General features: G+C 62.4%; 15 protein-coding genes. 7 read left to right on the plus strand and 8 right to left on the minus strand.

From position 1 onward, the window contains the following. The first annotated feature begins 14 nt into the window (after positions 1-14). Together C0V76_RS06380 and C0V76_RS06385 are read left to right on the plus strand one after the other, a co-directional pair. Positions 15-656, plus strand: a complete 642-nt coding sequence (locus tag C0V76_RS06380) for a response regulator transcription factor (protein ID WP_101941691.1) — start codon at positions 15-17, stop codon at positions 654-656. Between the two features lie 30 nt (positions 657-686). Continuing rightward, positions 687-2,444 carry a GGDEF domain-containing protein gene (locus tag C0V76_RS06385; RefSeq protein WP_101941523.1) on the plus strand — a complete coding sequence of 586 codons (1,758 nt, stop codon included), beginning with the start codon at positions 687-689 and terminating at the stop codon, positions 2,442-2,444. Here the strand turns inward: C0V76_RS06385 and C0V76_RS06390 are convergent, their stop codons facing one another. From C0V76_RS06390 to C0V76_RS06405, 4 genes are read right to left on the minus strand one after another with little or no spacing between them, the layout of a single operon-like run. Then, positions 2,445-2,750, minus strand: a complete 306-nt coding sequence (locus C0V76_RS06390; RefSeq protein WP_101941524.1) for a DUF167 domain-containing protein — start codon at positions 2,748-2,750, stop codon at positions 2,445-2,447. A gap of 1 nt (position 2,751) precedes the next feature. After that, complete coding sequence (locus tag C0V76_RS06395) at positions 2,752-3,285, minus strand: YggT family protein (protein WP_101941525.1); 534 nt, start codon at positions 3,283-3,285, stop codon at positions 2,752-2,754. Positions 3,286-3,298: 13 nt separating this feature from the next. Beyond that, on the minus strand, positions 3,299-4,117 hold the full coding sequence (gene proC / locus C0V76_RS06400) for a pyrroline-5-carboxylate reductase (RefSeq protein ID WP_101941526.1): 819 nt from the start codon (positions 4,115-4,117) through the stop codon (positions 3,299-3,301). A gap of 19 nt (positions 4,118-4,136) precedes the next feature. Continuing rightward, the gene (locus C0V76_RS06405) at positions 4,137-4,832 is read right to left on the minus strand and encodes a YggS family pyridoxal phosphate-dependent enzyme (protein ID WP_101941527.1); all 696 of its coding nucleotides are present in this window, start codon (positions 4,830-4,832) and stop codon (positions 4,137-4,139) included. Positions 4,833-4,922: 90 nt separating this feature from the next. On the opposite strand from C0V76_RS06405, the gene C0V76_RS06410 reads away from it, so the two are divergent. The 3 genes from C0V76_RS06410 (at position 4,923) to C0V76_RS06420 (ending at position 8,103) form a co-directional block, all read left to right on the plus strand. Then, positions 4,923-5,969, plus strand: a complete 1,047-nt coding sequence (locus tag C0V76_RS06410) for a type IV pilus twitching motility protein PilT (RefSeq protein WP_101941528.1) — start codon at positions 4,923-4,925, stop codon at positions 5,967-5,969. A gap of 52 nt (positions 5,970-6,021) precedes the next feature. Next, positions 6,022-7,155, plus strand: a complete 1,134-nt coding sequence (locus C0V76_RS06415; protein WP_101941529.1) for a PilT/PilU family type 4a pilus ATPase — start codon at positions 6,022-6,024, stop codon at positions 7,153-7,155. Between the two features lie 78 nt (positions 7,156-7,233). After that, positions 7,234-8,103, plus strand: coding sequence for a bile acid:sodium symporter family protein (locus tag C0V76_RS06420; protein ID WP_101941530.1), 870 nt, complete (start codon positions 7,234-7,236; stop codon positions 8,101-8,103). Here C0V76_RS06420 and C0V76_RS06425 read toward each other — a convergent pair. The 3 genes from C0V76_RS06425 to C0V76_RS06435 are packed head-to-tail and all read right to left on the minus strand — an operon-like array spanning position 8,072 to position 10,553. Then, positions 8,072-9,214: a class I SAM-dependent RNA methyltransferase gene (locus C0V76_RS06425; protein ID WP_101941531.1), complete on the minus strand. Its 1,143-nt coding sequence runs from the start codon at positions 9,212-9,214 to the stop codon at positions 8,072-8,074. The two genes, C0V76_RS06420 and C0V76_RS06425, sit on opposite strands and share 32 nt — an antisense overlap. Before the next feature lie 9 nt (positions 9,215-9,223). After that, positions 9,224-9,661 carry a CopD family protein gene (locus C0V76_RS06430; RefSeq protein WP_101941532.1) on the minus strand — a complete coding sequence of 146 codons (438 nt, stop codon included), beginning with the start codon at positions 9,659-9,661 and terminating at the stop codon, positions 9,224-9,226. A 1-nt stretch (position 9,662) separates the two neighbouring features. Then, positions 9,663-10,553, minus strand: coding sequence for an NAD-dependent epimerase/dehydratase family protein (locus C0V76_RS06435; protein WP_101941692.1), 891 nt, complete (start codon positions 10,551-10,553; stop codon positions 9,663-9,665). Between the two features lie 100 nt (positions 10,554-10,653). Here C0V76_RS06435 and C0V76_RS06440 point away from each other — a divergent pair, with 100 nt between their 5' ends. Beyond that, positions 10,654-11,685, plus strand: a complete 1,032-nt coding sequence (locus C0V76_RS06440) for a CDP-6-deoxy-delta-3,4-glucoseen reductase (protein ID WP_101941533.1) — start codon at positions 10,654-10,656, stop codon at positions 11,683-11,685. A 59-nt stretch (positions 11,686-11,744) separates the two neighbouring features. Beyond that, the gene (locus tag C0V76_RS06445; RefSeq protein ID WP_101941534.1) at positions 11,745-12,884 is read left to right on the plus strand and encodes an EAL and HDOD domain-containing protein; all 1,140 of its coding nucleotides are present in this window, start codon (positions 11,745-11,747) and stop codon (positions 12,882-12,884) included. A gap of 61 nt (positions 12,885-12,945) precedes the next feature. Here the strand turns inward: C0V76_RS06445 and galE are convergent, their stop codons facing one another. Continuing rightward, on the minus strand, positions 12,946-13,962 hold the full coding sequence (gene galE, locus C0V76_RS06450; RefSeq protein ID WP_101941535.1) for a UDP-glucose 4-epimerase GalE: 1,017 nt from the start codon (positions 13,960-13,962) through the stop codon (positions 12,946-12,948). Positions 13,963-13,973: the final 11 nt, after the last annotated feature.

A 13,973-nucleotide genomic window follows, 5' to 3' on the forward strand; every position in this document is an offset into this window, starting at 1 on the left:
ACACGGACAAGAACATGACTGGGAAAATTCACGTACTGATCGCTGACGATCACGCCATCATCCGCCAGGGGCTCAAGCAGATCCTCTCCGACACCGAGGATCTCGAAGTCAGCGGCGAAGCCGATGGCGGCATCAAGGCCCTGCAACTGATCCGCGAGAACACTTACGACGTCGTGCTGATGGACGTCTCCATGCCGGACCGCAACGGCATCGACTCGCTCAAGCTGATCAAGAAGGAGTTCCCCAAGCTGCCGGTGCTGATGCTCAGCATGCACCCGGAAGAGCAATACGCGATCCGCGCCCTGCGCGCGGGAGCAGCCGGCTACTTGTCCAAACAGGGCGCGCCCGAACAACTTGTCACCGCAATCCGCCAGGTCGCCTCCGGCAAGAAATTCGTCAGCGCAGCCGTGGCTGAAGAGCTGGCCAACTCGATCGGCGAAGACCTCGACAAGCCGCCGCACGAAAAACTCTCCGACCGCGAATACCAGACCCTGTGCATGATCGCTTCGGGCAAGACCCTCACCCAAATTGCCGAGCAGCTGAACCTCAGCGTCAAGACCGTAAGCGTCTACCGCGCTCGCCTGCTAGAGAAAATGAAACTGCGCAACAACGCCGAATTGACCCACTATGGGCTCAAACACGGGCTGGTGGAATAAGGGCGGCCTGCGGGCGAAACGCTACACAGCATGGCTGAATTCAACTCCCCTTCCGAAATCGCGCGCGAAACCCTACGCCGGCTGGCCATGCGCCGCAGCCTGCCGACTCCGGAGAATTTTCGCGAGATTTACCACGAGATCGCGGGCACCCAGGCTGAAGACCCTTTCCCCGAGCGCCAGTTGCGCCAAATTGCAGCTGCGCTGCCGCGCGCCACGCCGGAACAGCTCAAACTCGCGCGCCAGTTTGAAGCCGCTTTTGCCGAACACAACTGGGCCAGTTTTCGCAGCCACCTGATCAATCTTTTTACAGAACAGGAAAGCGAACCGCTTGCCTGGGGAAGCCTGATCCGTGAGCTGCTGGCACAGATCGAGCGCCGCCAGATGGGCCTCAACAGCGTCACCAAGCAGGAAGCCTTCAACCGCATCATGGAAAGCAGCTCGGCCGACCCCGACCTGCTCTACTCCCGCCTGCAAGGCTTGGTCAAAGGCTGGAGCCAGTTACCTGCCAGCAGCAATGCCAGTGCGGAAACACCCGACGACGAGGCAGAAAACGCGCGCCAGCGCGCCACCAGCACACCGGCACGACTCGATGCAGCGCCGGAAGCCTGGCGCAAACTACTGGCCGACACCCTGGATAGCGCCATCGGCCTGCTGCTGATCGACACCCCCGAGCTCGCCAAGGAAGCCAGTGCCCTGGGCAAACTGCTGCGCGAGCCGGTCGCGGGTGAGGAAGAAGCCTTCGGCGAGCGCCTGAAGAACTTCGCCTACAAGGTGCAATGGGTTGCGCAGGACCAGAGCTATATCCGTCAGGCCCTGCTGAACCTGCTCCAGCTGATCATCGAGAACATCAGCGAACTGGTCATTGAAGACAAATACCTGCAGGGCCAGATGACGGTGCTGCTGGAACTCTTCCGCGGCCCACTGGACAAGAGCACCCTTGAAGAGCTCGGCGAGCGCCTGCGCGACGTGATCTACAAGCAAGGCACCCTCAAACGCAGCCTCAACGAAGCGCAGAACCAGCTGCGCGAAATGCTCGCCCACTTTGTGCTGCGCCTGGGTGAGCTGGCGGACGCCACCGGCAACTACCACAGCAAGGTCAGTGCTTTTGCCGAGCGGGTGGCCCATGCCGGCAGCCTGCAGGAACTCACCGGGCTGATCGATGACATCGTGCAGGAAACCCGTTTGGTCGAAACCAGTGCCCGGAACTCGCAGGACGAGCTGCAGCATCTGCGCATCGCCGTCGACCAGGCTAATCGCGAAATTTCCCGCCTTGAAGGTGAGCTTGAGACCGCCAGCGAGTTGGTCCGCCACGACCCGCTGACCGGCGCGCTGAATCGCAAGGGGCTGGACGAAATGGTGGCACGCGAGCTAGCGCGCATGAAGCGGCGCAGCAGCAAACTCTCGATCGCCCTGCTTGATGTAGATGACTTCAAGAAACTCAACGACAGCTTCGGTCATCTGACCGGCGACGAAGTCCTCAAACATATCTCCCAGGTCATCCGCGAAACCATTCGCCCGCAGGACTCGGCCGGCCGCTACGGTGGTGAGGAATTCCTCATCCTGCTGCCGGACACCGCGCTGGATGACGGCATCTCGGCGCTACGCCGGGTGCAACGCGAACTCACCAAGCGCATTTTCCTGCACGACAACCAGAAACTGCTGATCACCTTCAGTGCTGGAGTGGCGGAAGTTCAAGCCGGCGAAAGTATCGAAACAGTGATCGAGCGCGCCGACCAGGCCATGTACCGCGCCAAGAAAGCGGGCAAAAACCGCGTCGAAGCCGGCTGATCAGTTCTCACTGAGTAAGCGCAACAGCGCAGATTCATCCGCGCCCTCGATGCGCAACACCTTCTGCCGCGAAGTTTCGCCACTGAGCAGAGTCACCGCCCGTTTCGGCAAACCCAGCGCTTCAGCAAAGAACGTCTGCAAGCAGGCGTTCGCCTTGCCCTCTACCGGTGGCGCGGCAAGGCGCACTTTCAGCGCCTCACCGTGCAGGCCGGCAAACGCGGTGCGCTTGGCGCCCGGCTGCACATGCAGACTCAGGGTGAAGGCCCCGTCCGGCTGACGCCTTACGGCGACCGGCAAGTCAGCCATCTCAGGGCAGCCAGAACATCAGGACCTGCAAGACCAGCAGCAACACCAGCGGCGACAGGTCAACATTGGCGATCGGCGGAATCACACGCCGGAACGGCGCCAGGAAGGGCCGCGTGAACATGTGCAAAGGCCCGGCCAGCGGCGAATGCGGATTCACCCAGGACAGCACGGCGCTCAGGATCACCACCCAGAACAACATCTGCAAGGCTGCCTTGATAAGCCCCAGAAAGCCGAACACCAATGCCGACAGGAGCAAACTCACGGGCTCGACCCTGCCCGCCATCAGCCCCAATATCAGCACCACCGCGACCTGGATCAACCAGGCAGGCAAAAGCGAACACAGATCCAGCTTACCCACGCTGGGCACCCATTTCTGAAACGGTAGCACCGCCCAGTTGGTCGTCGCCAGCACGAACTGGCCCAGCTGACTGACAAAGGAAATGCGCTGGAAGCGCATCACCGTGCGCACCAACAGCAGCGCGGTGAAGAAGCCCGCCACGGTCTGCAGGATCAAGGCAAAAGTTCCATAGAACATGTTCGGCTCCTTTTCAGTTCGTATCTGCGCCGAGAATCTCGCCCAGCTCGTGGCCGCGTGCTGCAGCGGCCGTCAGCGCACGCTCCACCATGGGCAGGAAACCGTCTACCGCGAAGCTCTTCAGCGCAGCTTCGGTCGTGCCGCCCTTGGAGGTCACGCGCTCGCGCAGCACCGCCGGCGCTTCTGGGCTGGCAGCGGCCAGCGCCGAGGCGCCCACCAGGGTCTGGATGGCTAGCTGGCGTGCCGTCTCAGCACTCAGGCCAAGCTTTTCGCCAGCGGCCTCAAGGGCCTCAATAAAATGGAAGACATAGGCCGGGCCGCTGCCAGACAGGGCGGTCACCGCATCGATCAGTGCTTCTTCTTCAACCCATACACTGCTGCCAACGGCCGCCATGATGCGGTCCACCGCCGCGCGTTGTGCCGCGCTCACGCTGGCATCGGCAAACAGGCCGGTCATGCCCTGTCCGATCAGCGCCGGGGTATTCGGCATGGCACGCACCAACAGGGAATGGCCACCCAACCAGCGGCCGATATCAGCCAGCCGCAAACCGGCAGCGATACTCACCACCAGCTGATTTGCCAGCTTACCGGCTACCGGAGCCAGCGCCTCGCGCATCTGCTGCGGTTTCACCGCCAACACCAGCACCTCGCAGGCCTGCGCCGCGTCATCCAGTGCCGCGACGGCACGCACGCCAAAGTCCTGCTGCAGGCGCTCACGTGCGGCTTCGTACAACTCGACGACCTGAATGTCGGTAGCGCTGAAGCCCTGCTTGAGCAAACCGCCAATGAGGGCAGAGGCCATATTGCCGCCACCAAGGAAAGTGATTTTCATGCGTGGTTTCCGTGTTTCGTTATTGATTTTTCTGACGTGTGCCAAAGATCGCCGAGCCGACCCTCACCAGCGTCGAGCCCTCGGCAATCGCCAGTTCCAGATCATCGGACATGCCCATCGACAAGGTCTCCAGCGGCAAGTCCAACTGCTCGCGCAGGCCATCGCGCAACCCAACCAGCTGACGGAAGCGGCTGCGCAACAAGGCCTCATCCTCACTGGGCTCCGGAATGGCCATCAAGCCGACCAACTCGATCCCGGGAAGCTGCGCCACGGCGGCCGCCAGCGCCGGCAATTCACCCGGCGTCACGCCACTCTTGCTAGCCTCACCGCTCACATTCACCTGCAGACACAGCTTGAGCGGCGACAAGGCCTCCGGGCGCTGCTCGGACAAGCGCTGGGCAATCTTGAGCCGGTCGACCGAATGCACCCAGGCAAAATTCTCCGCTACCAGCCGCGTCTTGTTGCTCTGCAGAGGGCCGATGAAGTGCCACTCGATTGGCAGATCCCGCAGCTCGGCCATCTTGTCGACCGCCTCCTGCACATAGTTCTCGCCAAACGCCCGCTGGCCTGCAGCAAAAGCTGCCCTCACGGACGCCGCTGGCCAGGTCTTGGAGACAGCGAGCAAACCGGTCGAACCAGCCAAACGCCCGTATTTCCGCCCGGCGGCGTCGATACGGGCACAAACAGCTTTCAGGTTTTCGGCAATGCCGGGCATATAATCCATTCAACTTCGTGTGCCAATGCGCCGAAAAGTATAGCAGTCGTGCCGAACTCCCCCTTTTGAATCCCGGGAAGCGAATTCACCATGGAAATTACCGAACTGCTGGCCTTCTCTGTCAAGAACAAGGCCTCCGACTTGCACCTCTCAGCCGGCCTGCCGCCGATGATCCGGGTGAACGGCGACGTGCGCCGGATCAATCTGCCGCCGCTGGAGCACAAGGATGTGCACGCCATGGTGTATGACATCATGAACGACAGCCAGCGCAAGCAGTACGAGGAATTCCTCGAGTGCGACTTCTCCTTCGCTGTGCCCAACCTGGCGCGTTTCCGCGTCAACGCCTTCATCCAGGAACGGGGGGCCGGCGCGGTGTTCCGGACCATTCCCTCCAAGGTGCTGACGCTGGAAGATCTGAACTGTCCCAAGGTTTTCAAGGAAATTTCGGATCAGCCACGCGGCATCGTGCTAGTGACCGGCCCGACCGGCTCGGGCAAGTCCACCACGCTGGCAGCGATGGTCGATTACGTGAACGAGAACCAGTATGCGCACATCCTCACCATCGAGGATCCGATCGAATTCGTGCACCAGAGTAAGCGCTGCCTGATCAACCAGCGTGAGGTGCACCGCGACACCCACTCCTTCTCCAACGCCCTGCGCTCCGCCCTGCGGGAAGATCCGGACGTGATCCTGGTGGGCGAGTTGCGTGACCTGGAAACCATCCGCCTCGCGATGACTGCCGCTGAAACCGGCCACCTGGTGTTCGGCACCCTGCACACTTCCTCGGCTGCCAAGACCGTTGACCGCGTGGTCGACGTATTCCCGGCCGAAGAGAAGGAAATGATCCGCGCCATGCTGTCCGAATCGCTGCGCGCGGTGATCTCGCAAACCCTGCTCAAGACCAAGGACGGTCAGGGCCGCGTGGCCGCCCATGAAATCATGATCGGCACCCCGGCAATCCGTAACCTGATCCGCGAAAACAAGGTTGCACAGATGTACTCCTCGATCCAGACCGGCCAGCAATACGGCATGCAGACGCTCGACCAGAACCTGCAGGATCTCGTTCGTCGCAACATCGTCTCGCCTGCCGAGGCCCGCGTGCGTGCGTCCAACAAGGATCTGTTCCCGGGCAACTGAGCCCTCAACGCATTGAAGCAAGGCCGGGGCACCCGGCAGTTACGGAGACAGCATGGAACGCGATCAGGCGCTCAGGTTCGTACAGGACCTGCTCAAACTGATGGTCAACAAGAAGGGGTCGGACCTTTTCATCACCGCCGGTTTTCCGCCCGCGATCAAAATCGACGGCAAGATCGTGCCGCAGTCGAACCAGATCCTCTCGCCCCAGCACACCCAGGAAATCGCCCGCGCGGTCATGAACGACAAGCAAGCCGCCGAGTTCGAATCCACCAAGGAGTGCAACTTCGCGATCTCGCCCTCCGGCATCGGCCGCTTCCGTATGAACGCCTTCGTGCAGCAAGGCCGTATCGGCCTGATCGCACGGACCATCGCGGCGCGCATCCCGACGCTGGAAGAGCTGGGCCTGCCGCCGATCATCCGCGAGATCGCCATGTCCAAGCGCGGTCTGGTGATCTTCGTCGGTGGTACCGGCACCGGCAAAACCACCTCGCTGGCCGCCCTGGTCGATTACCGCAACGAGCACACCTACGGCCACATCATCACGCTCGAAGACCCGATCGAATATGTGCACGCTCACAAGAACTGCGTGGTGACACAGCGCGAAGTGGGGCTGGATACCGAATCCTGGGAGAACGGCCTCAAGAACACCCTGCGCCAGGCGCCGGACGTGATCCTGATGGGCGAAATCCGCGACCGCGAGACCATGGACTACGGCATCGCCTTCGCAGAAACCGGCCACCTGTGTCTGGCCACGCTGCACGCCAATAGCGCCAACCAGGCCATCGACCGGATCATCAACTTCTTCCCGGAAGAGCGCCGCTCCCAGCTGCTCATGGATCTGTCGCTGAACCTGCGCGGCATCGTTTCGCAACGCCTCTTGCCACGCAAGGAAAGCAAGGGCCGCGTGCCCGCCATCGAGGTGATGCTGAACTCACCGCTGATTTCGGACCTGATCTTCAAGGGCGAAGTGACCGAGCTGAAAGATGTGATGAAGCGCTCGCGCGAAATCGGCATGCAAACCTTCGATCAGGCGCTCTTCGATCTTTACGAAGCCGGGCTCATTACCTTCGAGGATGCCTTGCGCAACGCCGACTCGGTGAACGATCTGCGCCTGCAGATCAAGCTCAACAGCAAGCACGCAGACAAGGATCTGCTCGCGGGCGTGCAGAATCTCGACATCATCTGAGCGCAATCTGCTTGCACATGACAAGGCCGCCCGGAAAACTCCGTTGCGGCCTTTTCCTTATCTGACGACGGCGCACGCATGCTGATATCCGCCCTGCTCCCCGGAATCCAGTTCCTGATCATGGGCATGGCATTTGCGCTGGGGCTCTCGATCCATCCAGAAGATTTTGCCAGCTTCTGGCGCCAGCGAAGTCAGGCGCTGAGGGCAGGCTTCGCAATGTTCGTGTGTGTACCGCTGGTGGCCGTGCTGCTGACCCGCCTGCTCCCCCTCTCTCCAGCAGCTGCCACAACCCTGATCGTGCTGGCAGCCTCGTCCGGCGTCCCGCTACTGCCACGCAAGCTTCACTGGCTGGAGCATTCGCCTTTCACCTTCGGCCTGCTGCTGAACTCGGTGTTGTGCGCCAGCTTCATGTTGCCGCTCTGGATTCATTTCGCAGCCCACCCGGAACATGAACCGCCAGCCCTGCAGGTATTCTCGGTAATGGCCCGGGCCTACCTGCTGCCGATGCTGTGCGGCATTCTGCTACACCGTCTGCGTCCAGCCTTTGCCGAGCGCCTCTCGCAAGGCATGATCAGGATCGGCAGCCTGCTGTTGCTGGCTTTGGTGGTGTGCGTACTCGGCACCCAGTGGCACCTGTTCGCGGATCTGAACGGCACGAACATGCTGGCCCTGACGCTGCTCTTCACAGCTTCGATCGCTATTGGCCATCTGCTCGGTGGCCCGGCGCCGAAGGATCGTGCGGCCCTGGCCATTAGCTGCTCGCAGCGCTTTGCCGGGGTTGCAGTGCTGCTCAGCACCAGCCCCCCGGGCGGCGAGCTGCTGTTCGGGGTGCTGGTCTATGCGCTGCTGGCTCAGCTCCTCGAACAGCCCTACGTCATGTGGCAGAAACGGCACATGGCAAGCCCGGCAGGCCTGATCAGCTCCGGTTCTGTCCCGCCACCACCTTGAACTCGAACACCCGGCAATCAAGATCCCCGTTCATGAGTGGGGTGCGTTTGCTAGCCTTGAGGCCCATGCGCTTGGCCATCTCAAGATCGGCCGTGAGGAAGTAGCAGTTCCAGCCGGCAAAGCCACGCTTGAGCGCATCACCCAGCTTCGGATACCAGTCGTAAAGTTCGTCACCGGAGGACAGACGCACGCCGTAAGGCGGGTTGCTGACCAGTACGCCAGCGTCATCCGGCGCTTCCAGATCCAGCACATCACACACCAGTAGTTCAACCTTGCCGGTAAGCCCGGCAGCTTCGAGGTTGGCCTCTGCGTTGCTGACCTGGCGCGAATCGATGTCTGCACCAAAGATCGGCAGATTGTCTGCCGTTCGCTGGCGCGCCTGGGCGGCCTTGCGGATGCCTTGCCAGAGTTCGGCATCAAACTGGCGAAACTTCTCGAAAGCGAAATGGCGCCCCAGCCCCGGTGCAATATCGAGCGCCATCTGCGCCGCTTCAATCAGGAAGGTGCCACTGCCGCACATTGGATCAAGCAGGGTCTGACCCGGTTGCCAGCCGCTGAGCTTGAGAATGCCGGCCGCCAGGTTCTCCTTCAGCGGCGCCTCGACCTTGGCACGCTTGAAGCCACGCTTGTAGAGCGGCTCACCGGAAGTGTCGAGGTAGAGCGTACAGGTCTGCTCGTCCAGAAAGGCATGAATGCGCATGTCCGGGCTATGCGTATCCACATCCGGCCGCCCGCCCTTGATGGCGCGGAAGTGATCGCAGATGCCATCCTTGATGCGCAGGGTGACGAAGTTCAGGCTCTTGAGGGGAGACTTGATCGAGGTGACATTGATGCGGATCGTATTGATCGTGTCGAAGTGGCGCGCCCAGGCCACGCTGCTGGCCAGGCGGTAGATTTCCTCCTCGCTGCGGTAGCGCGTGAAGCCCACCTTCCACAGTAGGCGCGTGGCCAGACGACTCTCCAGATTCACGCGATAGGCATAGGCCCAGTCGCCCTCGCTGGCCACCCCGCCATGGGTGGGCTCCACACGCGTGGCGCCACAGGCGCGCAATTCTTCGGCAAGCAGGGGTTCAAGGCCGCGCGGGCAAGGGGCGAAAAAGGTTTCAGTCATGGGAACAGCTCAGAAAGGACGAACGATCACAAGGATCAGGATCGCCAACAGGAAGAAGACCGGCACTTCGTTGAACCAACGGTACCAGACATGGCTGCGCGTATTGCGCTGCTCGCGGAACTCACGCAGCAGCTTGCTGCAGAAACCGTCATAACCGGTCAGGGCCAGCACCAGCAGCAACTTCACATGCAGCCAGGGCTGGCTCCACCAGGAAGCAGGCCCGGCGAGCGTGAAAGTGATCGCCACACCGAAAATCCAGGTACCCAGCATCAAGGGCAGCATGAAGCGCTTGAGGCGCTGCGCCATCCCCAGCAGGCGCGCGTACTCGCTGCTGTTCTCAAGCGGCACGGCGGCCAGATTCACATAAATGCGCGGCAGATAAAAAAGGCCGGCAAACCAGCTGATGACGAAGAAAACGTGCAGGGCCTTGAGCCACGGATACCACATGTCATTGTCCTTGAGATTGAAGTTCGGCACAGGCAGCCGCGAGGCCATCACGCACATCGGCGAAGCGCGGCGACCAGCGCAGCTCGCGGCGGATGCGGGTGTTATCGAGACGCCGCGACTCGCTCATGAAGCTCAGCGTCACGGGGGAGAGACGTTGCGCGCACTCGGCTCGGCTCAGACGCGGCGGGCGCGACAGACCGAAAATATCGGCCATTGTGTCGTAATAATCCCCCATTGCCAGCTGCGAATCGTCGCACACATTGAAGATGCGCAGGTGCGGACCACGGAACAGGGCCAGCCCGGCAGCGCGTGCCAGATCGGCGGCGTGGATGTGATTGGTAAATACATCCTCACTCGCCTGCAGCACCGGGTCTCCCCGCTGCAGGCGCGCCAGCGACAGACGCTCGGCCGCATAGATGCCGGGCGCGCGCAGGACGCGCAAGGCACAGCCGCTAGCGATGGAATGGGCCCGCAAACACCGCTCGGCGGCCACCCGACGACGCGCGCGTGCGGTGGCCGGACGCAAGGGGCGCGATTCATCGACCCACGCGCCTGCGCAATCCCCATACACACCACTGGTGCTCACATACACGATGCACCGCGGCCCCTGCCCGCGTTGCTGCAAGGCGGCCAGCAGACGACGCATGCGCGGGTCATCCTGGCCGCCCTCCGGCGGTGGCGCGCAATGCAGCAGGACATCAGCCAGCCCGCCAAGGCGGCGCAGGCTTGCAGCAGCATCCAGATCGCCCGGCACAGGGATAGCCCCGGCAGCGCGCCACTGCGCAGCTGCTTCGGCCCGCCGCACCAGGGCATACACGCGAAAGCGCTGACGCAGCCAGGGCATGGCCCGCAAGGCCACGTCGCCACTGCCGATGATGAGAAGACGATCCATGCCCGGATTATCCCAGATCACCCGGCGGCTCACGCCTTCATTTCTGCACGGCTTGGGCGATAATTCAGGGATCCGATTTTACTCAGTCCCCAACGCCCCCATGTCCTTCAAGGTCACGCTCCAGCCCAGTGGTCGCAGCTTCGCGGCCGATGCCGACACCAGCCTCCTGCAAGCCGCCCTCGATGCCGAACTGATGGTGCCCTATGGCTGCCGTGACGGCGCCTGCGGCGCCTGCAAGACCAAGGTACTGGCCGGTAGCGTGGATCACGGCCGCAGCCCGCTCACCACCCTGCCCGAAGCCGAACGCGCCCAGGGCCTGAGCCTGATGTGTTGCGCCCACGCACACAGCGATCTGGTGCTCGAATGCCGCGACGTACGCTCGGCGCACGACATCCCGGTGCGCAAGATGCCCTGCCGCGTCCAGAGCCTGGAAAAACTCGCCAGCGATGTGATCCGCTTGACCCTGCGCCTGCCGCCGAGCGACACCTTCCACTTCCTGCCCGGTCAGTACATCGACTTCCTGCTCGCTGATGGCCAGCGTCGCAGCTTCTCGGTGGCCAATGCGCAGAACGAGGACAACACCCTCGAACTGCATGTGCGCCTGATCACAGGCGGGCAATTCACCGGCCACGTCTTCACGGCCATGAAGGAGCGCGACATCCTGCGCATTGAGGGCCCGCTGGGCAGCTTCTTCCTGCGCGAGGCGCCGGAAGAAGGCGGCCACAAACCGCTGGTATTCCTGGCCGGCGGTACCGGTTTCGCGCCGATCAAGGCCATCGTCGAACACATGCTGAACCACGGCAATGGCCGCCCGGCCACGCTCTACTGGGGCGCCCGCGACCCCGGCGGCCTTTACCTGCATGAACTGGCCCAAAGCTGGGAACGCCAACTGGCCAATTTCCGCTACGTGCCGGTCATTTCCGACGCAACAGAGGGCTGGAGCGGGCGCACCGGCCTCGTGCATCAGGCTGTGATGGCAGACCTGCCGGATCTCTCAGGACATCAGGTTTATGCCTGCGGCGCACCGGCCATGATCGAAGCCGCCAAAAAGGATTTCAGTGAACGCTGTGCGCTGCCGTTAACCGACTTCTACGCAGACGCCTTCACCTTCGCCGCCAGCCCGCAAACATGATGTAACCCCGCACTGGCGCAGGGCGGCTAGACCAGAGCACATAGCAGGGAGCCCGCATCATGAGCACCGGAGTACTGATTACCCGCGAGCCCATCGTCAATCAGCAACGCGCCATCACCGCCAACCGCATCATCGTGCATGCGGCCAACATCACACAGGCCGTGCAGGCCCTTGAAGCCCTGCGCCCGCACTGGCCCGCAGTCCACCCGGTTTTCATCAGCTTCGGCCGCCTGGTGCCCTCATCCGACCTGCTCGGCTGGGCTCCACCGGACAACACCCTGATCGAGATCCCGGCACCGGCCCTGCAATACACCCAGATCCAGGAGCTTGTCGGCCGCTTTGCCGAGGCCGGCACACCACTGGCCTTGTCCTGGTATCAGCCGGGTACGGCATGGCCGGAAGGTATCGATTGCCGCTTTGCATTGGCTGACATCAACAAAGTCCCCAACCCGCACAATGCGCCCGGTTTGCCGCTGGCCTGGGGACTGGCCGACGTGCCGGCCTTCGAGCGTGCCGTCACCGCTGGTTACACCGGTGCGGCGGGCTGGTTCTTCCTGAAGGGCGTCACCCCGTCCAAGCAACTCGCCCCTTCGCATGCGCAGATCGTGCATCTGCTGAATCTGGTGCGTAATGACTCCGACATCAGCGAGATCGAAACCGCCCTCAAGCGCGATGTCTCCCTGCCCTACAAGCTGCTGCGATACATCAACTCGGCCGGCTTCGGGCTGATGGTGGAGGTGCAGTCCTTCCGCCATGCAGTCACCATTCTTGGTCGTGACAGGCTCAACAAGTGGCTATCTCTGCTGCTGGTCTCGGCCAGCAATGACCCCGCCGCACCGGCCGTGATGCAGGCGGCGATCGCGCGCGGACGGATGATGGAAATCCTCGGCGAGCAGTTCTTCGACAAGAACCAGCTCGACAACCTTTTCATCACCGGCGCCTTCTCGCTGCTGGATGTCTTGCTCGGCTCCGAGATCGGCGTCGTGCTGGAGCAGATGACCCTGCCCGAGCCGATCCACGAAGCCTTGTTGCAGGGCGAAGGCCTGTACGCCCCCTTGCTCAAGCTGGCCATTGCATCCGAGGGCTTCATGCCGGATCAGCTACGAGCCCAGACCGAATCGCTGGGCCTCACCGTGCAGCAGGTATCCGCCGCCTTGCTGCAGGCCGTGGCCTTTGCCGACACCCTCAGTTTCGGCTGAACGCGAGTCCAGAAAACACAAAGGGCGCCGTCGGCGCCCTTTGCTTGCCTGCCTGAAAACCTCAGGCGTAACCATCCGGATTGCCGCTTTGCCAGCGCCAGGAGTCCGCGCACATCTCTTCAATGCCGCGCTTGGCTTTCCAGCCCAGCAGTTCGGCCGCCATGGCCGGGTCCGCATAGCACTGGGCGATATCCCCTGCCCGGCGGGCCACAATCTCGTAGGGCACCGGCTTACCGGAAGCTTTCTCGAAGGCCTTGACCACGTCCAGCACCGAGTAGCCCTGCCCTGTGCCGAGGTTCACCGTCAGCACACCCTGCTTCTGCGCCAGGTACTCCAGCGCCTGCACATGCCCCACAGCCAGATCGACCACATGGATGTAATCGCGCACGCCCGTGCCATCCGGCGTGGCGTAGTCGCCACCGAACACCGCGAGCTTTGCCCGTTTGCCCACCGCCACTTGCGACACAAACGGCATCAGGTTGTTCGGAATGCCATTGGGATCCTCGCCGATGCGCCCTGAGGGGTGCGCGCCGACCGGATTGAAGTAGCGCAGCAAGGCCACCCGCCACTCAGGATCGGCGGCGGCCAGATCGCTCAGCACATACTCCATCATCCACTTGGTGCGGCCATAGGGATTGGTCGGGCCGGTCGGGAAGTCCTCACGGATCGGCACCGTCGCCGGATCGCCATACACCGTCGCCGATGAGCTGAAGACCAGGGTCTTCACACCAAACTCAGCCATCACTTCGGCCAGCGCCACCGTGCCCGCAATGTTGTTGTCGTAATACATCAGCGGCTTGGCTACCGACTCACCTACAGCCTTCAGCGCCGCGAAATGAATCACGGCGTCGATCGGCTGCGAGCGGAACACCCGGCGCATCACGGCCTGATCACGCACATCCGCCTGATGAAACGCCAGCAACTTGCGCCCCGCAATCTCTTCGACACGGCGGATCGCCTCCACCTTGCTGTTGGAGAGGTTGTCGATCACGATCACCTCATGCCCGCTGGCCAGCAGCTCCACGCAGGTATGAGTGCCGATATAACCGGCGCCGCCGGTGACGAGTACGGTTGCCATGCTTTCAGTCC

The organism is Uliginosibacterium sp. TH139, from assembly GCF_002855595.1.
Lineage (GTDB): Bacteria > Pseudomonadota > Gammaproteobacteria > Burkholderiales > Rhodocyclaceae > Uliginosibacterium > Uliginosibacterium aquaticum.